The organism is Acidisoma sp. (assembly GCF_965199065.1).
Taxonomy (GTDB): Bacteria; Pseudomonadota; Alphaproteobacteria; order Acetobacterales; family Acetobacteraceae; genus Acidisoma.
Map to the genome: position 1 here is coordinate 653,421 of NZ_CBDAQN010000001.1, position 20,718 is coordinate 674,138.

The following is a 20,718-nucleotide window of genomic DNA, read 5'->3' on the forward strand; positions in this document are numbered from 1 at the left end:
GGTTCAGGAGAAGATGTGGAAGGTGTGGAGCACGACATCGATCGCCTTGATGCCGGCGAAGGGTGCGATGATGCCGCCGAGCCCATAGATGAGCAGGTTGCGACGCAGCAGCGCGCCTGCACCGATGGCGCGGAACTTCACCCCGCGCAGCGCCAGCGGCACCAGCACCACGATGATGATCGCGTTGAAGATCACCGCCGAGAGGATGGCGCTCTCGGGCGAGGAGAGCCGCATGATGTTGAGCGCGCGGAGCCCGGGGTAGGCCGCGAGGAAGATCGCAGGCAGGATCGCGAAGTATTTCGAGATGTCGTTGGCGATGCTGAAGGTCGTCAGCGCACCGCGCGTGATGAGCAACTGCTTGCCGATCTCGACGATCTCGATGAGCTTGGTCGGATCGCTGTCGAGGTCGATCATGTTGCCCGCCTCGCGGGCCGCCTGCGTGCCCGATTGCATGGCGACGCCGACATCCGCCTGCGCCAGCGCCGGCGCGTCGTTTGTGCCGTCACCGCACATGGCGACCAGCCGCCCCTCGGCCTGAACCTTGCGGATGTAGGCGAGCTTGTCCTGCGGGGTTGCCTCGGCAATCACGTCATCCACACCGGCCTCGGCGGCGATGGCGTTGGCGGTGACGCGATTGTCGCCGGTCACCATTACGGTGCGGATGCCCATGCGGCGCAGAGCGGCGAAACGCTCCTTGATGTCAGGTTTGACGATGTCCTTCAGCTCCAGCGCGCCCAACAGCCGGTTGCCCGAACTCACGGCAAGCGGAGTGCTGCCTGCGCGCGAGATGCGGCCCACGGCGTCGGTGAAAGCCTGCGGCGGGTTGGTGACGCCGATGGCTCCCAGCACGCTATCGACCGCGCCCTTCCGCACGCTCTGTCCCGGGCTGTCGAGGCCCGAGAGGCGCGTGTTTGCCGAAAAGGGCACAACTGTCGAGCCTTCCGGCGCGGTGACGGTCAGGCCGTGGCGGTCGCGCACGAAGCTTACGATAGAGCGACCCTCGGGTGTGTCATCACCGAGCGATGCCATCGCGGCCACCTGTGCGAGTTCGCGGTCGGTGACGCCCGGCACCGGGTAGAGGCCGGCGGCCATGCGGTTGCCGAAGGTGATGGTGCCGGTCTTGTCGAGCAGCAGCGCGTCCACGTCCCCCGCCGCTTCCACCGCGCGGCCCGAGGTTGCGATGACATTGAAGCGGATGAGCCGGTCCATGCCCGCGATGCCGATGGCGGAAAGCAAGCCGCCGATGGTCGTCGGGATGAGGCAGACGAGCAGCGCCGCCAGCACGGGCACGGCCAGCAGCGTGCCGGAATAGTGGCTGAAGGGCACGATGGTCACGACGGCGATCAGGAAGATGATGGTGAGGCCGGCGAGCAGGATGTCGAGCGCAATCTCGTTCGGCGTTTTGCGGCGCTCCGCGCCCTCGACCAGTGCGATCATGCGGTCGAGGAAGGTCGAACCCTGTTCTGCCGTGATGCGAACCACGATCCAGTCGGACACGACCTGCGTGCCGCCGGTAACGGCCGAGCGGTCGCCACCGGATTCGCGGATGACAGGGGCACTTTCGCCGGTGATGGCACTCTCGTTGACCGAGGCGATGCCCTGCACGATCTCGCCATCCGACGGGATGAGGTCGTTGATCTCGACCAGCACGAGGTCGCCCTTGCGGAGATCGGGTGCGGGAGTGGGCTTCCACATCTTCGGCTCGCGCGGATCGAGGATGAGCTTCGCCATCGTATCCGTGCGCGCCCGTCGCATGCTTTCGGCGCGTGCCCGGCCGCGCCCCTCGGCCACTGCCTCGGCGAAGGTTGCGAAGAGCACGGTGAGCCAGAGCCAGACGGCGATGGCGAGCGCAAAGGCGGCACCATGGCCACGGCCGATGCCCTCGATGCCCACGATGGTTGTCAGCACGGCGACGATCTCGGTGACGAAGATCACGGGGTTCTTCATCAACGTGCGCGGGTTGAGTTTGAGCACCGCGTCGCGCAAAGCCCTGGAGATGATCGCGCGGTCGAAGAGCGCGATGGATTCAGCGGTTTGGGTCATGATGTCAGTGCCAGATCAATAGGTTTTGCCGGCGAAGAGCGCGAAGTGCTCCGCGAGCGGCCCGAGCGTGTCGGCCGGCATGAACTGCAGACCACCGAGGATGATGATCACGCCGATCAGCAGGGCCACGAACAGGGCGTTGTCGGTAGGAAAGGTGCCGGACCCTTCCGGCAGCTTCGGCTTGGCGGCGAGTGAGCCGGCGATGGCGAGCACCGGGATCATGAAGGCGAACCGCCCGAACAGCATTGCGGTGCCAAGCCCGTAGTCGAGCAGCGGATTGTCGGCGGAAAGGCCAGCCATCGCCGAACCGTTGTTCTCGGTCGCGGAGGTCCAGGCGTAGAGCATCTCGCTCAACCCGTGCGGCCCAGCATTGGCAAGCGCGCCGAGGCCGGTTTTGGTGATGAGCGAGAAACCGCCGCCGACGAGAATGAAGAAGGTCAGGATAAGCACGGAGAGCATGGCGAGCTTGATCTCTTTCGCCTGCACCTTCTTGCCGAGGTACTCCGGTGTTCGCCCAACCATCAATCCCGCGACGAAGACGCTGAGCAGCGCGAATATGACGATCGTGTAGAAGCCCGAGCCGACGCCGCCCGGTGTAACCTCACCCAGTTGCATCATGAACATGGGGATCGCGCCACCGAGCGGCATGTAGCTGTCGGTGAAGCTGTCAACCGCGCCGGTGGAGGTGCCGGTGGCGCTCACGTTGAAGGTAGTTGACGGCGCGATGCCGAACCGGACCTCCTTGCCTTCCATGTTGCCCGGCGTGGCGCTCACGCCAGCGGCGATATGCAGCGGGTTGCCCTGCGCCTCGGCCGCATAGGTGCCGATGCAGGCGGCAATCAGGATGATCGCCATCGCGCCATAGAGCGCGAAACCCTGGCGGGGCTTCCCGATCATGCGGCCGAAGGTGATGGGCAGGGCGAAGCCGATGACAAGCAGGAGCCAGTTCTCGAGAAGATTGGTCCAGATCGTCGGGTTCTCGAACGGATGCGCCGAGTTTGCGTTGACGAAGCCACCGCCGTTGGTGCCGAATTCCTTGATCGCCTCCTGCAAGGCCATGGGTCCGACAGCGATCGTCTGTGAGCCGCCGAAGAGGGTGTGGGCTGTCGCGAAAGGCGCGAAGGTCTGCGGCGAGCCGGACCAGACGAGGAAAAGCGCTGCCACGATCGTGACCGGCAGCAGCAGGTAGAGCGTGATGCGTGTCAGGTCGACGTAGAAGTTGCCCAGCGACTGCAGGCCCGAACCGGTGAAGGCTCGCATGACGGCGCCGGCGACGGCGATGCCGGCCGCGGCCGAGATGAACATGTGCACGGCGAGGCCGAACATCTGCGCGCCGTTCGAGATCTGCGCTTCCGGCACATAGGCCTGCCAGTTGGTGTTGGTGGCGAAACTGGCCGCAGTGTTGAATGCGAGGCGCGGCGACATCGGCCCGATATGCTGCGGGTTGAACGGCAAAAACTGTTGCAGCCGCAAAATGGCATAGAGCAGCACGATGTGGATCACGCTGAGCAGCAGCAGGGCCACCGTATATTCCTGCCAGCGCATCGGGCGGTCCCGGTCGATGCCGCAGACGGCATAAATGCCGCGCTCGACGGGCGCGAGGAAGTGCAGCTCACCACTGAGGATACGGGCGATATAGAGGCCAAGCGGAATGGCGCCGCCCAGCACAAGGATGAAGACGAGGGCCATGTAGGCCCATCCGGCGACTGTCATTTTGGAAATCCGTGATTGGGGCGCTGACTGGAGCGCAGCTATTCAGAATGATGCGCGCTGCACGTCAGAAGTCTTCAGGGCGGAGCAGTGCCCAGACGAGGTATGCGAGCATGAAGGCGGACGCGGCGCCGCCTACGACAAGATCGAACACGGTTCAAACCTTCCGGCAAAATGTCACGAAACCGATCAGCGCGGCGAAGATCGTCGCGGTGTAGACAATAGAAATGATATCGCCCATGGCGAAACCTCTGTCAGTGAGACTGGGTGAACGTTGCACCGATGCCAAATTAAAATGCCATTCGAAAGACACGGGACGTTATCAAAGCGGCATTAAACCGGATGCGCGTCTCGCTCTGTGTCGGAAGCAGCCGCAGACGCTCAGTCTGACGGATGAGTAGCGGTGCTTCCAATGGGGACTGCGCTTCTGTCATCATCCTCATGGCGCGCTGCATGGGCGAGCAGTCCGAGAAGTCCTGCGACACTCATCATGACGAAAACAAAGTCGAACACGATCCGGCGTCCTGCTGTTCAGGCAGCTTGATTAGGCGGACGCGCCATTAAAGAGCCATGCCGCTTTGCGGCTGCGCGCGTTAAAGCCGAATAAAAGCCTCGCCTTCTAAGCGGGCGTTGCGAGGCGCGGTGGCAGCGCCATCTTCTTCCTGCATGAGCTGCGGAGACATCGAGATGGCGGATCAGGGTCAGGTAACGCGTGTCGGGCAGAAAGCCCCGGCGGCGGAGCGGTCGGTTACGGCGGCCGCGGCTCTGGCGGCGATGGGCATAGTCTACGGCGATCTCGGCACCAGCCCGCTCTACACCTACCAGACGATCGTCGATGACGTAGGCGGCCATCCGTCGGCGACAGCCGCCTTGGGGCTACTGTCGCTCGTCGTCTGGACGCTGATCATCACCATCTCCATCAAATACTGCATCTTCGTCATGCGAGCGGACAACCATGGCGAAGGCGGCATTCTGGCGCTGATGTCGCTCGTCACCAGCCGGCTCGGGGGGCGTGGCCGTACCGTGGCGGCGCTCGTCGGCATGGGATTGTTCGGCGCGGCGCTGATCTACGGCGACGGCATCATCACTCCGGCGATTTCCGTGCTCAGCGCGCTGGAGGGCATCAACGTCGTCACCAAAGCCTTTGCGCCGTACGTGGTGCCGCTCGCGCTCGTTATCCTGCTGGCGCTTTTCGTCGCGCAGTCGCGCGGAACCGCCACCATCGGCAAGCTGTTCGGGCCGATCATGCTCGTCTGGTTCATCGTCATCGCGATCCTCGGCATCGGCGGCATCGTGCGCAGCCCCAAGGTGCTCGAGGCCATCAACCCGCTCTATGCCATCGCTTTTCTGGCGGCACATCATTGGGAAAGCTTTATCGTCCTCGGCGGCGTCTTCCTGGCCATCACGGGTGGCGAAGCGCTCTACGCCGACATGGGCCATATCGGGCGGCAGCCCATCCGCTTCGCCTGGTTCGCGGTCGTGCTGCCCGCGCTGCTGCTGAGCTATGCCGGACAGACGGCATTGCTGCTCCAGAACCCCAAGCTGAGCGGCAATCCCTTCTTCGAGTTGTGCCCGCACTGGGCCGTCGTGCCGCTCGTGGTGTTGGCAACGCTCGCCACCATCATCGCCAGCCAGGCGATCATCACCGGCGCCTTCTCGCTCACCCGCCAGGCCATGCAGCTCGGCTGGTTCCCGGGCCTGATGATCCGCCAAACCTCGGATCAGGAATACGGCCAGATCTACGTGCCGTTCGTGAACTGGGCGATGATGATCGGCACGCTTGCCCTGACCTGGGGTTTCGGCAGTTCGGAGAAGCTGTCCGGGGCCTATGGCACGGCGGTTTCCACCACCATGCTGCTGACGACGGCGCTTCTCTACAACGCGATGCGCGATGTCTGGCGCTGGCCTGTCCTGCCGTCGGCGCTGCTGAGCGGCGTCTTCCTGATCGTCGACCTCGGCTTCTTCGCGGCCAACCTGCTCAAGCTGCGCGAGGGCGGGTGGATCCCGCTCGTGCTGGGCATCGTCCTCTTCCTGATCATGACGACCTGGCACAGGGGCGTCGCGGCGGTGCGCGTGAAGCTGTCCGAGGGTGAGGAAAACCCCGGCACCCTCGTGGCCGATCTCGACGCGGGCCGGATCAGGCGCGTCCCCGGCACGGCGGTCTTCCTCAGCCGGACCGGCACGGCGATCCCCGTCACGCTGATCCACCAGGTGACCCAGATGGGCGCGCTGCAGGAGGCTGTGGTGACGCTCAGTCTTGTGTTCGAAGAGGTGCCGCGCGTCGCCGGCGACCATCGGGCGGATGTAAAGCGCATCGCCGAGGGCTTCTGGCATGTGACGGTGCGGTTCGGCTTCATCGAGGTGCCGAACGTCAACGTCGCTCTTGCCAGCGCCCGCGATCAAGGCTGTCCGCTGAAGCTCGACGATGCCATGTTCTTCGGTGCGCGGGACGAGGTGGTGCCGGCCAAGAAGCATCCCCGGCTTCCGGCGTGGCGGCGGATGCTCTTCGCCTTCATGTATCGAAACGCCGTTCGCGCGCCGGACCGGTTCGATCTGCCGGCTGACCGGTTCCTGCAGGTCGGGCGGCAGGTGGAGCTTTAGCAGGGGGCGCGGTAGAGCAGGCGGTGATGCCGCCGCGACCTGAACCCCTCCGCCTCTCCGCCGCAGCCCTGTTCGGGGCGTTCTTCCGGGCCGGGCTGATGGGTTTCGGCGGTGTCCTGCCGATGATCCGCCGGGTCATGGTGGAGGAACGCCGCTGGCAGACGCCGGCCGAGTTCAACGAACTGCTCGCTCTCTGCCAGTTCCTGCCGGGCGCGAATGTCGCCAATCTCGCCGTCATCTTCGGCTCCCGCGTCTGCGGCATCCAGGGCAGCGCGGCGGCGCTCGTCGGGCTGCTCGGCGCGCCCATCGCCATCGTGCTGGTCATGGTCTCGCTCTATGACCGTTACGGCGCCTATCCGCCGGTCCGGCATCTCGTCACCGGGCTCTCGGCCGGCGCCGCCGGACTGATCCTGGCGACTGCGCTGAAGATCGCAACACCGCTGCGAACTTCGCCGCGCGCGCTGGCGGTCGCGGCAGTGAGTTTCGCCGCCCTCGGGCTGCTCCGGCTGCCCTTCCTGCCGAGCCTCTGCGTGATCCTGCCCACGAGCATCGCCCTTGCCGGCTGGAGCATCCGGGAGTGACGCATCTCGTCGCGATAATCCTGATCTTCGGCGAGTTGTCCTTCCTGGCGATCGGAGGTGCGTCGACGACGCTGCCGGCGATGGAGAAGGCCGTCGTCTACCAGGAGCACTGGATGAGCGCGGCGGAGTTCGTGCGGCTGTTCGCGCTGGCGCAGGCGGCGCCGGGACCGAACATGCTCGCGGTGACGCTGTTCGGCTGGCATGTGGCGGGAGCGGCAGGAGCGGCGGGAGCGACGCTCGCGTTCCTCCTGCCGGCCTGCGGCCTCGCCTACATCACGGGCCATCTCTGGGTCCGCTTCCGGGACCGGCGCTGGCGGCGGGTGGTGCAGGCGGGACTCGTGCCGGTAACTGCCGGGCTGATGCTGGCGGCCGGGTTCCTGCTGGTGCGCGGCGCCTCCATCGACTGGCGCGCCGCGCTGCTCGCTGGGATGGTGCTGGTGGGCAGCCTTGCCACGAAGCGCCACCCGCTGTGGTTTCTGGGTGCGTCCGCCGTGGCAGGGCTGGTGGGCTTCTACTGAAGCCCACATCTGACCCGCCTACTGGACGCTGGAGAATTTCGTCGGAACGAGGAACTCATTGCTCAGGGAGCTGACGATCTGTCCGTCCGCCTCGGTTTCAGCGCGCTTGGCAAGCCACTCGGGGTCGGTGGCGAAAGCGTTCCACTTCGTTTCGCGCTCGGCCAGGCTCTCCCAGGCCAGCAGATAGGTGAGAGTTTGGTTTGAGGGGCCGACAAGCGTCGTCCAGAACCCCGCCTGACGAATGCCGTGCCTCTCCCAGATCCCGAGCGTAATGGTCTCGAAGCGCTTTAGCAGCGCGGGCAGGCGGCCGGGCAAACAATGATAGACTCGGAGTTCGTAGATCACGATGGCTGTCCCTTATGTTGTCACGGGCATGTTGTCTCGGGCCGGAAGCGCGCCGTGCACCCGGCCGTCGTGGTCATCGCGCCAACCGCTGGTAGGGTAAAGCTATGAAGAAGAGAGCCGCGCTCACGCTGCTGCCGAGCCTGTTGCTGGGGGCGTGCTCGGTCGTCGGCATCCGGGACGCGCCGGAACCGGCGTCGACCGTGATCGGCCGCGTCGGGGCCGTCGAGATCCGCAGCTATGCGCCGACCGCGGCGGCGGAAACGACCGTCACGGGTAGCGAGCTATACGCCCGTTCCATCGGCTTCCAGCGGCTCTTCGCCTACATAACGGGATCGAACACGGGCCGTCACAAGATCGCGATGACAGCGCCGGTGGCGCAAGCGCGTGCCGAGAAGATCGCGATGACGGCTCCTGTCGCGCAGATGCAGGCCTCAGCTGGCGCCTGGACCGTGCGCTTCTTCCTGCCCCCGACCGTGACGCCCGCGACGGCTCCGCTTCCATCGGACCCGCGGGTCGCAGTCGTGGCCGTGCCGGCCCGCACAGTGGCCGTGCTGCGGTTCTCCGGGCAGGGAACGCCATCGGATGTCGCGGGTGAGGGCCGGCGTCTCGATGCAATCCTGGCGACAAGCACGTGGCAGGCCGATGGACCTCTGGTGGCATGGTTCTACGATCCTCCGTGGACCCTGCCGCCCTTCCGGCGAAATGAGGTCGCACGACAGGTCGAGCCCCGCTCCGCACAAGCCCCATCAGGATTGTGACAGCTACATGGCTGCGGCCGTCTCATGCTTTTCGCGCATGAGAAACATGACTGGCGCCCTAATTACGCTGCGGTGCAGCAAGACCTATCTAGCGGTTAACGGGACGGATGCCGACGCTAAGGCGCCGCTCGCCCTGGGCACGATGGGTTGCCCAGGTTCCATCTGGAGCATTGATATGAAGTCTTTCGTAATGGCAGCCGTCGCCGCCGTCAGTCTCGGGATGACCGGTGCCGCTATGGCCTCGACAGTCGTTCCCCCCGCCGCTTATTCGCAGCAGGCCCGCAACTCCGTTGTTCTGCCGAGCCAGCGCCCTGCCTACCTGGCCCGCAACTCCGTTGTTCTGCCGAGCCAGCGCCCTGCCTACCTGGCACGCAACTCCGTTGTTCTGCCGAGCCAGCGGCCCGCTTATCTCGCCGACAACTCCTCGGTTCTGCCGAGCCAGCGCCCGGCCTACCTCGCGGACAACTCCTCGGTTCTCCCGAGCCAACGTCCGGCCTACCTCGCCTGATCCTCGTGATCGGCTAAAACACCAAAGGCCGGTCCGAGTGACCGGCCTTTTTTGCGGGCGGGCCTCGATCTCCAACCCGGTCGTCCGCCGAGGTTGCCCTGAGCCTCCAACCGAACCAAAACGATGATCCGATCATCGCGGAGAGGTTCATGGCGCGGCAGATGCACCTTGGTGCGTTTCTCTTCAATCTCGGCAACCATATCGCCGGGTGGCGCATGCCCGGCGTCCCGACCGACGGGCTAATGTCCTTCGCCTTCTACAGGGAGCTTGCCGAGATCGCGGAACGCGGCAAGTTCGACCTTCTGTTCCACTCGGACGGCGTCGGCATCAACGACACCTATGACGCCGTTCTGCGCCACAGCATCACAATCCGGCCCGAGCCGCTGACGCTGCTGTCGGCGCTCGCGGTCACCACGCGACGCATCGGGCTCGCGGCAACCGTCTCCACCACCTACAACGAGCCGTACCCGATCGCGCGCAAGCTTGCGATGCTCGACTTCCTCAGTGAAGGACGTGCGGCGCTCAACCTCGTCACGTCCAGCACGGATCAGGAGGCGCGCAACTTCGGACAGGACACCCATCTCGACCACTCCATCCGGTATGAGCGCGCGCAGGAATTCGTAGACGTGCTCAAGCTGCTCTGGGACAGCTGGGAGGATGGCGCGCTCGTCTTCGATAAGGAGACCGGGCAGGTTGCGGACCCCACGCGCATCCACCGCGCCGACTGGCGCGGGCGCTTCTTCTCGGTGCGCGGACCGCTCAACCTCCCGCGACCGCCACAGGGACATCCTGTGATCATCCAGGCTGGAATATCGGAGGCCGGCCAGGCGTTTGCGGCTCGGCTGGCCGATATCGTGTTCAGTGTCGAGACGTCGTTCGAGAGCGCACGGAAGTTCTACTTGGCGGCGCAGCATCGCGTGGTTGCCGCCGGGCGGCCTGCTGGAGCCATGAAGATCATGCCGGGGCTCCTGCCGATCCTGGGGCGGACGGCTGCGGAGGCGGCGCGGCGGGACCGCGAACTCCAGGATCTGGTGCCCGACCGGCTCGCAATCTCATATCTCTCGGATGTCGTGCAGCATGATCTGTCGCGCTACCCGATGGACGGACCGCTGCCGGATTTGCCGGAGAGCAACGGCGAGCAGGGACGCTTGCGCATGGTCATGCAGCAGGCGCGGACCGAGGCAGGGGCTGCAACCATCCGCTCGCTCGCGGTCCGGATGGTGCAGAACCGCGGTCATTGGAGAGTTGTCGGAACTCCCGCGCAGGTTGCGGATGTAATGCAGCACTGGTTTGAAGGGGGCGCCTGCGACGGGTTCAACATACTGGCGCCATTTCATCCTGGAGGCCTGGCCGAATTCGTCGACGGCGTGGTGCCCGAACTCCAGCGCCGCGGTCTGTTTCGCCAGGACTACACCGGCTCGACCCTCAGGGAACACATGAGTCTTGCAAAACCAGGTCTTCCTGCACCGGGAGTTTGAGGAGGAGCCAACGATTCGCATTTGCACTGTTGAACGCTTACGCAACAAAATACTTTAGTTGACTTACCTGTGCAGCACACACAGTGTCGCGACGGATCGAATGTCATTAAGTGCTGCCTGGCAGGTAAGACTCGGTAAGGGCCGCCGACCGGACATTCTGGCATGGTGAGCAAGATGCGGGACGATTCACAGTCCACTTTCGCGGTCAACGAGCAGGGGGAAAGCGACCCGCTGCAGAAGCCTTGGCGTCCGTCATGGTCGGGCCGCCGTGAGAAGCCGTCGGGCATCGATGATGAGACGCTGAGCGCACTGCTCTTGTTGGTTCTGTCGGGGACAGAGGAGCATCAGCATGTGGCCCCGGCCTCCGAACGGATTGTCAGCCTGTTGTCCGAGATGGAGGCTCATCCTCGTGGGTCGACAACCGACTACGCCGTGAGGGCGGGCCTCATCAAGCAACTCAGCGCAGCCCTTACGGGGCTTCGGGAGGAACTGGGATAACAAGGGGGTCGGCCGCTCGTCATCGGCACACATTGCCCGCCCGGCTTAGCGGACAGGATCGGGTCCCAGCCCAGCATCACCTAATCCCGCACCGTTGTCGTAATACCGATCAACGTCCCGCGTTCCCGAACCACCCCAAACATCGAGATCGGTCGCATCATAGTTCGGCGCCGCTTCAAGCTGCCGACGGTCGAGCCCGACGACGTATCCGCCAAGTTCCGTGTTGTAGCGCAGCTGATTCCACGGCAGCGGGTGATAGCGGTCCCCTATGCCCAGAAAGCCGCCGAAACTGAGAATGGCGTAATCCGCGTGCCCGGACCTCTTATCGAGAAGAATGTCGTAGACACTGCCGAGACGCTCGCCGTCCGCATTGTAGACCGCTGTGCCGTTGACCTTGCTCGCGGCGATACGGTCTCCGCCGGTGTCGCGCGGGTCCTGGATGGTTGCCATGATTGCCTCCTAGCGTGGCATTCGACCACTGCATTCCAATGAGGAAGTGGTAGTGCCCGCGGGCCTCCGCAACCGGCGGCAAGGCCCTTAGTTAGGCGTCTCCGTGGGGGAGGGAGAGGCCAGCAGGATGGCGCCGTCAAGCGCCGCCTTGAGCGCCCGCGCCGCCGCCATGTTCATCCGCAGGTGGGCGACCACCACGTGGTCCGATGCAATCTTGTTGTTCGCCAGCGGCATGTCCCGCGTCGCCGTGAGCGTCACCTTGATGATGCCGTTCATGGTGCCGAAGGCCGGAGCGTTTTCGAAATAAAGGAACGGGGCGGCGGCACTGCCTAGTCCGGAGAGGCCGCCCTGCACGCTCGGGATGGACTCGATCGTGGCGGGTAGCTCTTTCTCTGACATGAGCGGTGTCTCCGGCTGAGGTGGGTGCCGACCTTACCCGCGGCTTCCTTACGAAGTCGAGCCGTTCGCGCCGGTCTGGCCCCCGTCGCGCAGCAGGCGGGCGCGTAGTTCGTCCGGCAATGTGGCCGGCCGCCCTGTGGCGCTATCCACCATCACCAGCACCTCTCGGCCCGTCGCGACGCAGAGGTCGCCGATGAACACCCCCTGGATGAGCGTGATCGAGCTGCGGCCCAGGCGCACGACGGCCGAGCCCAGATCGAGCACCGCCGGCCAGTGCACTTCGTGCCTGTAGTCGATCTCGACCCGTGCCAGGACGATGTGGTGCCCGAGCCCCTGCACGCCGATCGGCAGCCCGCAGGCGCGGCCGAAGGTCGTGCGGCCGGTTTCCAGATACGCGGCGAACGAGACGTTGTTGACGTGACCGACCGCATCCGTGTCGGAGAAGCGCACGGTCTCGACGCCCCAGATGCGGTAGGTCGCCCGCCCCGTCACGTCCGGTTGGGGGGTGTCCTCAAACATTGGCGCCGACCAGGCCGCGGGCGAACTCGGCGGCCGCAAAGGGACGCAGGTCCCCGACCTTTTCGCCGACGCCCACGGCGTGAACGGGGAGGCCGAACTCCTCCGCCAGCGCGACGACGATGCCGCCACGCGCCGAGCCGTCCAGCTTCGTCACGATCAGCCCATCGATGTTCACCAGATCCTGGAAGACCTCGACCTGGTTGATGGCGTTCTGGCCCGTCGTCGCGTCGAGCACCAGCACGGTGGAATGCGGCGCCGTCGGGTCGAGCTTGCGCATGACCCGGATGATCTTGGCGAGTTCGTCCATCAGCGCCGTCTTGTTGTGGAGACGCCCGGCGGTGTCGATGAGCAGCACGTCGATGCCCTCGCGGCGCGCCCGCTCGAGCGCCGTGAAGGCGAGGCCCGCGGCATCCGTCTCCGGCTTGCCCGATACCACGGGTGCGCCGGTGCGTTCGCCCCAGATTTGCAGCTGCTCGACGGCGGCGGCGCGGAAGGTGTCCCCGGCCACCAGCATCGGCCGCAGCCCCTGATCACGGTAGAACTGCGCGTATTTGCCGATCGTCGTCGTCTTGCCGGTGCCGTTGACGCCGACCACCAGCACGACGTGCGGCGCGTGGCTGGCGTCGATCTCCAGCGGCTGGGCGACCGGCTCCAGGATCGCGGTGATCTCCTCCGCCAGCGCGGTCTTGATCTCCTCGTCCGTCACGTCGGTGCCGAAGCGGGTGCGGCGAAAGGCGTCGATGACGCGTCCGGCGGCACCCGGTCCAAGGTCGGCCGCTATCAGCAGCTCCTCCAGCTCGTCGAGCGCTGCGTCGTCCAGCTTTCGCTTGGTGAAGACCGCGGTGATGCTGGTGCTCAGCTTCTGGGTGGAGCGGGACAGCCCCTCCTTCAGCCGCGAGAAGAACCCGGACAGCGCCATGTCAGTGCCTCATAAACATATGTTTATGTCGCTAGGAGGCCGAGGCCGTCGGCGCCGGTCACGGTCGCCGACACGATGGCGCCGGGCATGGCTGGCACCCCGAGCCGCACGGGCCGGAAATGCTCGCAATGGCCGCGCGTCTCCGTCTCCGCGAGCACGCGCACCGAGCCGCCGAGCCGGGCGGCGTCGAAGCGGGAGGCCACGACGGCGCCGGCGGCGCGGAGCCGTGCGGCGCGCTCCCGCCGCGCAGCCTTGGGCACGCTGGGCATCCGTGCCGCCGGCGTGCCGGCCCGCTCGGAGTAGGGGAACACGTGCAGCATGGTAAGGTCGGCCTCCTCGACGAGCGCCAGGGTCTCGTCGAAGGCCGCGTCGGTCTCGGTCGGGAAGCCGGCGATGAGGTCGGCGCCGAAGGCGATGCCGGGCCGCAGGTCGCGCGCCCGCCTTGTCACCGCCAGCACGTCCGCTCGCAGATGGCGGCGCTTCATGCGCTTGAGGATGAGGTCCGACCCCGCCTGGATCGAGAGGTGCAGATGCGGCATGAGCCGAGGCTCCTCGGCGATGAGGCGCCAGAGGTCCTCGTCGATCTCGCAGGGGTCGAGCGAGGAGAGCCGCAGGCGGGGCAACTCGGGCAGCAAAGCGAGCAGCCGCCGCACGATCTGGCCGAGCGGCGGGCGGCCGGGCAGATCGCCGCCGTAGCTCGTGATATCGACGCCGGTGAGCACGATCTCCTGGTAGCCGGACGCGATCAGGCTGCGGCACTGGCCGAGGATGGCGCCCAACGGCACGCTGCGGCTGGGCCCACGCCCGAATGGGATGACGCAGAAGGTGCAGCGATGGTCGCAGCCCTGCTGCACCTGAACAAAAGCGCGCGCCCGGCCTGCGAACTCCGTCACCAGATGCGCCGCCGTTTCCCGCGCCGCCATGATGTCCGACACCGCCGAGGGCGCGCCGGGCGCCCAATGGGCCGCATCGAGCTTCTCGGTGTTGCCGAGCACGCGGGCGACGCCCGGGATGGCGCCCCAGCCAGCGGGGTCGATCTGCGCCGCGCAGCCGGTGACGACGATGGTGGCCTCCGGCTTTTCACGGCCCAGGCGGCGAATGGCCTGACGCGCCTGGCGTTCGGCCTCGGCGGTCACGGCGCAGGTATTGACGATGACGGTGTCGCTGAGGCCAGCGGTGCGGGCATGGCCGCGCATGACCTCGCCCTCGTAGGTGTTGAGGCGGCAGCCGAAGCTCAGGACCTCGATCGTCACGCGGCTAATCCGATCGCCGAATGGCTGGCGTCGAGGTCGATCATGCCAATGAAGCTGGTCTCGGCCGGCCCGGTCATGAGGACGTGGCCGTCCGCCTCCCGCCACTCGATGGTGAGCGTTCCACCATCCAGTAGAAGCTCGGCGCGCCGGTCAGCGAGGCCGCGGCGCACGGCGTTGACCAATGTCGCGCAGGCGCCGGAGCCGCAGGCGAGGGTGAGGCCGGCGCCGCGCTCCCAGACGCGCAGGCGGATGCGGTCGGGCGAAAGGATCTGGGCGAAGCCGATATTGGCGCGATCCGGAAACAGCGCGTCACGTTCAAAGCGCGGCCCGAGGCGTTCGACATCCAGCCCCTCGACCGTAGGGACAAAGAATGTGGCGTGAGGATTGCCCATCGAACAGGCGGCGGGATCGGCGACCGCGCCCTCGGCCAGCGGCAGATGCAGCGTGTCGAGCGCCATGGCCAGCGGCACGTCGGACCAGCCAAGGCGAGGCGCCCCGAGATCGACGGTCACGCGGCCGTCATCCAGTATCGAAGAGGGCAGATCGCCGGAGATGGTGCCGATGATGACCTCGCCTCGACGAAGTTCCCGGCCGATGAGGGTCGCCACGCAGCGGGTGGCGTTGCCGCAGGCGCCGGCCTCGCTGCCATCCGGATTATGGATGCGCATGAACACTTCGGAGCCGTCGGTGCCCGGTTCCAGGCTGATAAGCTGGTCGCAGCCGATGCCCAGGCGACGGTCCGCGAGCCAACGAATGCGGTCGCGGGTCAGGCCTAGCGGCCGCGCGCGTCCGTCCAGCACGACGAAGTCATTGCCGGCCCCATGCATCTTGATGAAGGAAATCTCCATGGGCGGGGTTATAGGTGCCGGCCGCGACAGTCGGAAGAGCGATAACCGTGAGCCACGGTTGCCTTGAGAGGTAAGTGATGCGTAGACGCGAATGGCTGGCCGGAGTTGCGGCGACCGCAGGTGCGCTGGCGGCGGGATCGCTTCCCGCCTGGGCCTCGGACCCTGGCTCACCGGTCGGCGTCTGGCGGACGATCGACGACAAGACCAACAGGCCCCGCGCCCTGGTGCAGATCTACGCCCGCAACGGGCTGCTCTACGGGCGCGTGACCGACATCCTCGATGCGAAATACGCCGATGCGCGGTGCCAGGATTGTGCGGGCGATCGCGCGAACCAGCCCGTCCTAGGGCTGGAGATCATCCGCGACATGCGGCCCGATGGCGACCGCTGGGGGGGCGGAACCATCCTCAACCCGGAAACCGGCGACACGTACCATTGCCGGTTCCATCTCGGACCGGATGGGCAGACGCTCGTGGTGCGTGGATTCATCGGCTTCTCGCTCATCGGCCGGTCGCAGACCTGGCAGCGGATGCCGAACGGTTAACGTGAAGGGGCGGCACCCGAAGATGCCGCCCCTTCTTGTCGTCAGGCTTAGTGGCGGACGATGTCGTAGCGGTCCGCGTTCATGACCTTGTTCCAGGCCATCACGAAGTCGTCCACGAACTTCCGCTCGGAGCCCGCTTCCGCGTACACCTCGGAGAAGGCGCGCAGCTGCGAGTGCGAGCCGAAGATGAGGTCGACCCTGGTGGCGGTCCACTTCGGCTCTTTGGTCTTCCGGTCGCGGCCCTCATAGGCGTTGTCGCCGCCGGCCGGTTGCCACTCCATGCCCATGTCGAGCACGTTGACGAAGAAGTCGTTCGTCAGCTTGCCCACCCGGTCGGTGAAGACGCCGTGCTTCGACCCCTGTGAGTTGGCGCCCAGCACCCGCAGGCCGCCGACCAGCACCGTCATCTCCGGCCCCGTCAGGCGCATCAGCTCCGCCTTGTCCACCAGCGCTTCCTCAGGCGCCATGAACTGCTCGCCCTCGTAGTGGTTGCGGAAGCCGTCCGCCGTCGGCTCGAGAGGCTCGAAGGAGACGGCGTCGGTCAGCTCCTGCGTCGTGTCCATGCGGCCAGGGGTGAACTCGACCTTGGTCGGTGTTCCGGCATCCGCTGCCGCCTTCTCGATCGCCGCGTTGCCGCCGAGCACGATGAGGTCGGCCAGCGACACCTTCTTCCCACCGGAGGCCGACGCGTTGAACGCCGTCTGGACCCCTTCGAGCTTCTCCAGCACCTGCGCCAGGACGGCCGGGTTGTTCACCGCCCACTTGTTCTGCGGCTCCAGCCGGATGCGCGCGCCGTTGGCGCCGCCGCGCTTGTCCGAGTAGCGGAAGGTCGAGGCCGACGCCCAGGCGGTCGAGACGAGCTCCTGAACCGAGAGGCCGGTCTCGAGGATCTTCGCCTTGAGGCTGTCGATGTCCTGCTCCTCGATCACCGGATGATCGAGCGCGGGGATCGGGTCCTGCCAGATCAGCGTCTCCTTGGGCACGAGCGGCCCGATGTAGCGCTGGACCGGCCCCATGTCGCGGTGCGTGAGCTTGAACCAGGCGCGGGCGAAGGCATCCGCGAACTGATCGGGGTTCTCGTAGTAGCGGCGTGAGATCTTCTCGTAGATCGGGTCCATGCGCATGGCGAGGTCGGAGGTGAGCATGGTCGGCACACGCTTCTTCGACGGATCGTAGGGGTCGGGGATGTCGGCCGGAGCGTCCTTCGCCTGCCACTGCCAGGCGCCGCCGGGGCTCTTCACCAACTCCCACTCGAACTTGAAGAGGTTGTCGAAGTAGTGGTTGCTCCACTGGACCGGCGTCTGCGACCAGATCACTTCGAGGCCCGAGGTAATCGCGTCAGGGCCGACGCCGGTGCCGTGCTTGCTGCGCCAGCCGAGGCCCATGTCCTCGATGACGGCGCCTTCCGGCTCGGCCAGCACGAAGGACGGATCGCCGGCGCCGTGGGTTTTGCCGAAGGTGTGGCCGCCCGCCGTGAGAGCGACGGTTTCCTCGTCGTTCATCGCCATCCGCGCGAACGTCTCGCGGATGTCGCGCGCCGAGCCGAGCGGATCGGGCTTTCCGCCTGGACCTTCGGGGTTGACGTAGATGAGGCCCATCTGCACCGCGCCGAGCGGGTTCGCGAGTTGGCGCTCGCCGCTGTAGCGCTCATCGCCGAGCCACGAGCCTTCTGGACCCCAGTAGAGCTCTTCGGGCTCCCAGGTGTCGGCGCGGCCGCCGGCAAAGCCGAACGTCTTGAAGCCCATCGACTCCAGGGCGACGTTGCCGGTGAGGACGAAAAGGTCGGCCCAGGACAGCGCTTTTCCGTACTTCTTCTTGATCGGCCAGATCAGCCGGCGCGCCTTGTCGAGGCTCGCATTGTCCGGCCAGCTGTTGAGCGGCGCGAAACGCTGCTGGCCACCGCCGGCGCCGCCACGCCCGTCGCTCGTGCGATAGGTGCCGGCGCTATGCCATGCCATGCGAATGAAAAGGCCGCCGTAATGGCCAAAATCTGCCGGCCACCAATCCTGGCTGTCGGTCATCAGGGCATGAAGATCCTGGATGACCGCGTTCAGGTCGAGGGTCTTGAAGGCTTCGGCGTAGTCGAATTCGCCGCCGAACGGGTTCGCCCGCAGCGAATGCTGGCTCAGCGTGTGCAGGCTCAGCTGCGCCGGCCACCAATCGCGGTTGCCTCTGCGCGAGCTCTTGCTCTGGGCTGAAGAGCCGCCGCCGTGCACGACGGGGCACCCGCCCGCACTCTTGTCGTCGCTCATCCCATCCATGGTGTCTCTCCTTCGAAACGTGGCTTGTTTTCGCTCTGCCCGCGAGCCGCTCAACGCCGCCGAGCGCGCGGGACATGGGCGCGTTGATCGCCGGCCGGCACTCTACCCGCGTTGCGCCCGCTTGGAAAATTGATTGTCCAAACGAAGCCAATCTACTGGCCCGATGAGTGGCGGCCGCTCACACGCTGTGAACGCCTTCGGGCAGATGATCGCGCAGGGTCTGCGCCAGCAGGTGGATCTCACGCGGCCTGGAATAGCTCCGGCGCCAGACGAGGCCGATGCGCCGCCCAACCCCGGCCTCCAGCGGCCGCATGGTCACCGAGCGCGCGCGCGCCTCGCTGCGCGCCATCGCCGGCAGCAACGTGCTTCCGAGCCCCGTTGCCACCATCTGAAGGATGGTCTCGAGGCTGGTGGCGCGAAAGTCTCCCTCGTCCTCGGTGCCGGCGATGCCGCAGATCGCCAGGGCCTGATCGCGCAGGCAGTGGCCTTCGGTCAGAAGCAACAGGTGCTGCCCGCGTAACTCGTCCTCGGTCATCCTTGTCGCGGCGGCGGCCCTGCGGCCCTTCGGCTCCGCGAACCAGAACGGTTCGTCGAAGAGGGGGAGCGTCTCCAGACGGCCGTCCGGCACCGGCAGCGCCATGAGCGCGGCATCGAGACGGTGCGACCCCAATCTCTCGAGGAGGGGCGCTGTCAGATCCTCGCGCAGGGTCAGCCGAAGCTCCGGGTAATCCTGCTTCAGAGCCGGGACGAGCCACGGCAGGATATAGGGGCCAAGCGTGGGGATGACGCCGAGGCTGAAGCTTCCCGACAGCGGCCCCGAAATCGTCTGCCCGACGCTGACGATGGCGTCGACTTGCTCCAGCACCTGGCGCGCGTGCCCGACGATCTCCCGGCCCGAGGCGGTGACGCTGACCGACTTCGTCGTTCGCTCGAACAGTTTCACGCCAAGCTCGAGTTCGAGGTTCTTGATCTGCGTGCTGAGGGTCGACTGGGAGACGTCGCAGGCGGCGGCGGCCCGGCCGAAATGGCCATGTTCCGCCAAGGCGACGACGTAGCGAAGGTCCTGGAGTGTCATCCGCGTGCGGGGCTCATAGGCTCAATCGATCAGACGTTGCGGTCTGATTGATGCGCCACCAGGGCAGCCTGAGCAAGATGCAGCTGGCCGGGTGCGGTGCCGATCAGTCTCCGGTCATGGCAAGGACGCCATCGGCCGGTGGACGCGGTTGCGTCCGTCCCCCTTGGCCGCATAGAGGCGCTGGTCGGCGAGCGCGAGGAGGGCATCGGCCGAACCATTGACCTCGTCGAGCGTGGCGCAACCGAAGCTCGCAGTCACCCTCAGCATGCCGCCCGGCACCGGTATCTCAAGATCGGCAATGATACCGCGCATGGCCTCCGCCAGATCGAGTGCCTGCTCGCGATTATGTCGCGGCAGGAGAACCCCGAACTCTTCGCCGCCCAGGCGAGCGAAGGTTCCGCGCGGGGGCAGCAGCGCCTTGCAGGCCTCCGCCACGCTGGAGAGCAGCAGATCGCCGACGGGATGCCCGTGAGTGTCGTTGACTTTCTTGAAGTGATCGAGATCGAGTGCGATGAGCGACAAAGGATGCTTGAACTCCTGCCACTCGGACTGCGCCCGGGCGAGCATCCTGCTGAAGTGCACCCTGTTCGCCGCGCCCGTCAGGTGGTCGCACGTCAACATGCGCCGCAGGTCGTCGGCGACCGCGCCCCGCCGCGGCACATCGCGCAACACGACCGAATACTTGGCGTGCTCCGCCGCGGGACCGTCGATGCCGACGACAACGAGGCGCTGACACCAGTAGCGTCCGCCGGTCGCCCGCTGTTGCCAGCCCTCCTGGAGGTGCCAGCCATCCCGAGCCGCGATCGCAAGTTGCTCGTCGATGCTGAAGCCGCCGCTCGGTGTTTCATTCCCGAGGACGGCAGAAAGCGGACGGCCCACCACGCCGACGTAGTCATACCCCGTCTGATGGGTGAAAGACTCGTTCGCACTCTCGATCCTGCCGTCGAGCGACACGGTGACGAGCGCATAGTCGTTGATCTGGTCGAGGAGGGTGGCGAACCATGCATCCGCCTGACGCAGGCGCTGCTCCTGCGCCACCTGCCCGCTGATGTCCGCCAGTGTGGCCATGAGCCGGTTGTGTCCAAGCTTGACCAGCGTGCAGGAGAGGACCTTGGGTTCGTCTTTCTGGCGGCCGCTGCCCAACTCGACCATGATGCGGTGCCCCTCCAGGATAGTGCCCGTTCGCGGCCTGAAGCGGGAAGCGAGGTGGCGCATTTCCGGAGCGTACTGCTCCAACGTCTTGAACAGATTTCCAAAATCATTGGCAGCCGCCAGCGGCATCAGGTGCTGCATGGCGTGGGGGTTGATCATGGATATCTCGCCCGCTTCGTCGCACTCGATCAGCCCGACGGGGCAGGCATAAAGGAATTCGAGAAGTTGTTCCTCGCTGGAAGGGAGGATCGTCACGGCTC

General features: G+C 66.1%; 21 protein-coding genes. 8 read left to right on the forward strand and 13 right to left on the reverse strand.

What is annotated here, in order from left to right; translation table 11 throughout:
• Nucleotides 1-3: 3 nt before the first annotated feature.
• The 3 genes from kdpB to kdpF all read right to left on the reverse strand — a co-directional run bounded on the left by kdpB (nucleotide 4) and on the right by kdpF (nucleotide 3,907).
• Complete coding sequence (gene kdpB, locus ACOEQ1_RS03040) at nucleotides 4-2,043, reverse strand: potassium-transporting ATPase subunit KdpB (protein ID WP_419757749.1); 2,040 nt, start codon at nucleotides 2,041-2,043, stop codon at nucleotides 4-6.
• Between the two features lie 15 nt (nucleotides 2,044-2,058).
• Entirely contained in the window at nucleotides 2,059-3,756 is a 1,698-nt protein-coding gene (kdpA, locus tag ACOEQ1_RS03045; protein WP_419757750.1) for a potassium-transporting ATPase subunit KdpA, read from the reverse strand.
• A 64-nt stretch (nucleotides 3,757-3,820) separates the two neighbouring features.
• A complete protein-coding gene (gene kdpF / locus ACOEQ1_RS03050; protein WP_419758628.1) occupies nucleotides 3,821-3,907 on the reverse strand; it encodes a K(+)-transporting ATPase subunit F in 87 nt (28 codons plus the stop codon).
• Between the two features lie 533 nt (nucleotides 3,908-4,440).
• On the opposite strand from kdpF, the gene ACOEQ1_RS03055 reads away from it, so the two are divergent.
• The 3 genes from ACOEQ1_RS03055 to ACOEQ1_RS03065 are packed head-to-tail and all read left to right on the forward strand — an operon-like array spanning nucleotide 4,441 to nucleotide 7,453.
• Entirely contained in the window at nucleotides 4,441-6,354 is a 1,914-nt protein-coding gene (locus ACOEQ1_RS03055) for a potassium transporter Kup (protein WP_419757751.1), read from the forward strand.
• A gap of 26 nt (nucleotides 6,355-6,380) precedes the next feature.
• Nucleotides 6,381-6,935, forward strand: coding sequence for a chromate transporter (locus ACOEQ1_RS03060; protein WP_419757752.1), 555 nt, complete (start codon nucleotides 6,381-6,383; stop codon nucleotides 6,933-6,935).
• Nucleotides 6,932-7,453: a chromate transporter gene (locus ACOEQ1_RS03065; RefSeq protein ID WP_419757753.1), complete on the forward strand. Its 522-nt coding sequence runs from the start codon at nucleotides 6,932-6,934 to the stop codon at nucleotides 7,451-7,453. Before ACOEQ1_RS03060 ends, ACOEQ1_RS03065 begins: the two co-directional genes overlap by 4 nt.
• An 18-nt stretch (nucleotides 7,454-7,471) precedes the next feature.
• Here ACOEQ1_RS03065 and ACOEQ1_RS03070 read toward each other — a convergent pair whose 3' ends face one another.
• Nucleotides 7,472-7,798 (reverse strand): NIPSNAP family protein, encoded by a 327-nt coding sequence (locus tag ACOEQ1_RS03070; RefSeq protein ID WP_419757754.1) that lies wholly within the window; start codon nucleotides 7,796-7,798, stop codon nucleotides 7,472-7,474.
• Nucleotides 7,799-7,902: 104 nt separating this feature from the next.
• Between ACOEQ1_RS03070 and ACOEQ1_RS03075 the strand changes: the two genes are divergently transcribed.
• The 4 genes from ACOEQ1_RS03075 (at nucleotide 7,903) to ACOEQ1_RS03090 (ending at nucleotide 11,040) form a co-directional block, all read left to right on the forward strand.
• The gene (locus ACOEQ1_RS03075; RefSeq protein WP_419757755.1) at nucleotides 7,903-8,556 is read left to right on the forward strand and encodes an SOUL family heme-binding protein; all 654 of its coding nucleotides are present in this window, start codon (nucleotides 7,903-7,905) and stop codon (nucleotides 8,554-8,556) included.
• Between the two features lie 175 nt (nucleotides 8,557-8,731).
• Entirely contained in the window at nucleotides 8,732-9,064 is a 333-nt protein-coding gene (locus tag ACOEQ1_RS03080) for a hypothetical protein (RefSeq protein WP_419757756.1), read from the forward strand.
• 149 nt (nucleotides 9,065-9,213) lie between these two features.
• Nucleotides 9,214-10,542, forward strand: a complete 1,329-nt coding sequence (locus ACOEQ1_RS03085) for an LLM class flavin-dependent oxidoreductase (RefSeq protein WP_419757757.1) — start codon at nucleotides 9,214-9,216, stop codon at nucleotides 10,540-10,542.
• A gap of 174 nt (nucleotides 10,543-10,716) precedes the next feature.
• Nucleotides 10,717-11,040: a hypothetical protein gene (locus ACOEQ1_RS03090; RefSeq protein ID WP_419757758.1), complete on the forward strand. Its 324-nt coding sequence runs from the start codon at nucleotides 10,717-10,719 to the stop codon at nucleotides 11,038-11,040.
• A 45-nt stretch (nucleotides 11,041-11,085) separates the two neighbouring features.
• Here the strand turns inward: ACOEQ1_RS03090 and ACOEQ1_RS03095 are convergent, their stop codons facing one another.
• The 6 genes from ACOEQ1_RS03095 to dapF all read right to left on the reverse strand — a co-directional run bounded on the left by ACOEQ1_RS03095 (nucleotide 11,086) and on the right by dapF (nucleotide 15,428).
• Nucleotides 11,086-11,490, reverse strand: coding sequence for a PRC-barrel domain-containing protein (locus ACOEQ1_RS03095; protein ID WP_419757759.1), 405 nt, complete (start codon nucleotides 11,488-11,490; stop codon nucleotides 11,086-11,088).
• An 87-nt stretch (nucleotides 11,491-11,577) separates the two neighbouring features.
• Nucleotides 11,578-11,889 (reverse strand): hypothetical protein, encoded by a 312-nt coding sequence (locus ACOEQ1_RS03100; RefSeq protein ID WP_419757760.1) that lies wholly within the window; start codon nucleotides 11,887-11,889, stop codon nucleotides 11,578-11,580.
• Between the two features lie 48 nt (nucleotides 11,890-11,937).
• Nucleotides 11,938-12,408, reverse strand: a complete 471-nt coding sequence (locus tag ACOEQ1_RS03105) for an acyl-CoA thioesterase (protein ID WP_419757761.1) — start codon at nucleotides 12,406-12,408, stop codon at nucleotides 11,938-11,940.
• Nucleotides 12,401-13,327, reverse strand: coding sequence for a signal recognition particle-docking protein FtsY (gene ftsY, locus ACOEQ1_RS03110; protein ID WP_419757762.1), 927 nt, complete (start codon nucleotides 13,325-13,327; stop codon nucleotides 12,401-12,403). The genes ACOEQ1_RS03105 and ftsY overlap by 8 nt, the downstream gene beginning before the upstream one ends.
• A gap of 23 nt (nucleotides 13,328-13,350) precedes the next feature.
• On the reverse strand, nucleotides 13,351-14,580 hold the full coding sequence (mtaB, locus tag ACOEQ1_RS03115; protein WP_419757763.1) for a tRNA (N(6)-L-threonylcarbamoyladenosine(37)-C(2))-methylthiotransferase MtaB: 1,230 nt from the start codon (nucleotides 14,578-14,580) through the stop codon (nucleotides 13,351-13,353).
• Nucleotides 14,577-15,428: a diaminopimelate epimerase gene (gene dapF, locus ACOEQ1_RS03120; RefSeq protein WP_419757764.1), complete on the reverse strand. Its 852-nt coding sequence runs from the start codon at nucleotides 15,426-15,428 to the stop codon at nucleotides 14,577-14,579. Before dapF ends, mtaB begins: the two co-directional genes overlap by 4 nt.
• A gap of 77 nt (nucleotides 15,429-15,505) precedes the next feature.
• Between dapF and ACOEQ1_RS03125 the strand changes: the two genes are divergently transcribed.
• Entirely contained in the window at nucleotides 15,506-15,970 is a 465-nt protein-coding gene (locus ACOEQ1_RS03125) for a DUF2147 domain-containing protein (protein ID WP_419757765.1), read from the forward strand.
• 47 nt (nucleotides 15,971-16,017) lie between these two features.
• On the opposite strand, the gene katG is transcribed toward ACOEQ1_RS03125, so the two are convergent.
• The 3 genes from katG to ACOEQ1_RS03140 all read right to left on the reverse strand — a co-directional run bounded on the left by katG (nucleotide 16,018) and on the right by ACOEQ1_RS03140 (nucleotide 20,713).
• Nucleotides 16,018-18,222 (reverse strand): catalase/peroxidase HPI, encoded by a 2,205-nt coding sequence (gene katG / locus ACOEQ1_RS03130; protein ID WP_419758629.1) that lies wholly within the window; start codon nucleotides 18,220-18,222, stop codon nucleotides 16,018-16,020.
• Between the two features lie 187 nt (nucleotides 18,223-18,409).
• A complete protein-coding gene (locus tag ACOEQ1_RS03135) occupies nucleotides 18,410-19,306 on the reverse strand; it encodes a LysR substrate-binding domain-containing protein (RefSeq protein WP_419757766.1) in 897 nt (298 codons plus the stop codon).
• Nucleotides 19,307-19,420: 114 nt separating this feature from the next.
• Nucleotides 19,421-20,713, reverse strand: a complete 1,293-nt coding sequence (locus ACOEQ1_RS03140; RefSeq protein ID WP_419757767.1) for a diguanylate cyclase domain-containing protein — start codon at nucleotides 20,711-20,713, stop codon at nucleotides 19,421-19,423.
• Nucleotides 20,714-20,718 lie beyond the last annotated feature (5 nt).

Coding starts and splice junctions, on each gene's coding strand:
- ACOEQ1_RS03090 (WP_419757758.1), top strand. CDS start 10,717: ATGCGGGACGATTCACAGTCCACTTTCGCGGTCAACGAGCAGGGGGAA.
- ACOEQ1_RS03085 (WP_419757757.1), top strand. CDS start 9,214: ATGGCGCGGCAGATGCACCTTGGTGCGTTTCTCTTCAATCTCGGCAAC.
- dapF (WP_419757764.1), bottom strand. CDS start 15,428: ATGGAGATTTCCTTCATCAAGATGCATGGGGCCGGCAATGACTTCGTC.
- kdpB (WP_419757749.1), bottom strand. CDS start 2,043: ATGACCCAAACCGCTGAATCCATCGCGCTCTTCGACCGCGCGATCATC.
- ACOEQ1_RS03100 (WP_419757760.1), bottom strand. CDS start 11,889: ATGTCAGAGAAAGAGCTACCCGCCACGATCGAGTCCATCCCGAGCGTG.
- ACOEQ1_RS03060 (WP_419757752.1), top strand. CDS start 6,381: ATGCCGCCGCGACCTGAACCCCTCCGCCTCTCCGCCGCAGCCCTGTTC.
- ACOEQ1_RS03075 (WP_419757755.1), top strand. CDS start 7,903: ATGAAGAAGAGAGCCGCGCTCACGCTGCTGCCGAGCCTGTTGCTGGGG.
- ACOEQ1_RS03080 (WP_419757756.1), top strand. CDS start 8,732: ATGAAGTCTTTCGTAATGGCAGCCGTCGCCGCCGTCAGTCTCGGGATG.
- ACOEQ1_RS03055 (WP_419757751.1), top strand. CDS start 4,441: ATGGCGGATCAGGGTCAGGTAACGCGTGTCGGGCAGAAAGCCCCGGCG.
- ACOEQ1_RS03125 (WP_419757765.1), top strand. CDS start 15,506: ATGCGTAGACGCGAATGGCTGGCCGGAGTTGCGGCGACCGCAGGTGCG.
- kdpA (WP_419757750.1), bottom strand. CDS start 3,756: ATGACAGTCGCCGGATGGGCCTACATGGCCCTCGTCTTCATCCTTGTG.
- ACOEQ1_RS03105 (WP_419757761.1), bottom strand. CDS start 12,408: ATGTTTGAGGACACCCCCCAACCGGACGTGACGGGGCGGGCGACCTAC.
- ftsY (WP_419757762.1), bottom strand. CDS start 13,327: ATGGCGCTGTCCGGGTTCTTCTCGCGGCTGAAGGAGGGGCTGTCCCGC.
- ACOEQ1_RS03135 (WP_419757766.1), bottom strand. CDS start 19,306: ATGACACTCCAGGACCTTCGCTACGTCGTCGCCTTGGCGGAACATGGC.
- katG (WP_419758629.1), bottom strand. CDS start 18,222: ATGAGCGACGACAAGAGTGCGGGCGGGTGCCCCGTCGTGCACGGCGGC.
- ACOEQ1_RS03095 (WP_419757759.1), bottom strand. CDS start 11,490: ATGGCAACCATCCAGGACCCGCGCGACACCGGCGGAGACCGTATCGCC.